Source organism: Kitasatospora sp. P5_F3, from assembly GCF_054049135.1.
Genome location: NZ_JBFUMY010000214.1, coordinates 1 through 444, shown reverse-complemented (window position 1 = coordinate 444; position 444 = coordinate 1). Strand labels below are relative to the sequence as shown.

Here is a 444-nt window from a genome sequence, read left to right as displayed (position 1 = left end):
GGTCGGCCTTCTCGGCCAGCCGGTCCCGGGCGGCCGGGTCGGAGACGAACAGGTCACCGGTGGCCAGCACCGGGCCACCGGCCACGTCGAGCTCGATCGGGTCGCCGTACCTGTGGCCGGTGAGCGCCTGCAGCCCCGGGGTGTCGAGGTCGTGCTGCAGCACCTGGGCCACCTCGTGGATGCCCGTCCAGCCGGGGCGCAGCGCGCCCGCCGTACCGAGGTTGAGGACCTCGGAGGGCCGCTTGCCCTGGGCCAGCACGGTGGCCAGCGCCACCGCGGCGTTGACCTTCCCGATGCCGGTGAGCAGGATCGGGAGCGAGTCGCCGAAGTGGGCGGCCTCCTCCTCGACGGCGACCACGAGCAGCGGGCGGTCGGGGGTGATGGTTCCGAGCAGACGCATGTCCACCATCGTAGAGGGGGGGGGGGGGGGGGGGGGGGGGGGGG

The 444-nt window shown here is 75.0% G+C and carries 1 protein-coding gene; it reads right to left on the bottom strand.

What is annotated here, in order from left to right; all coding sequences use genetic code 11:
- Positions 1-400, bottom strand: a 400-nt coding sequence (locus ACXJMZ_RS37420) for a nucleosidase (RefSeq protein WP_457034442.1), incomplete at its 3' end; no start/stop codon positions are given.
- Between the last annotated feature and the right edge of the window lie 44 nt (positions 401-444).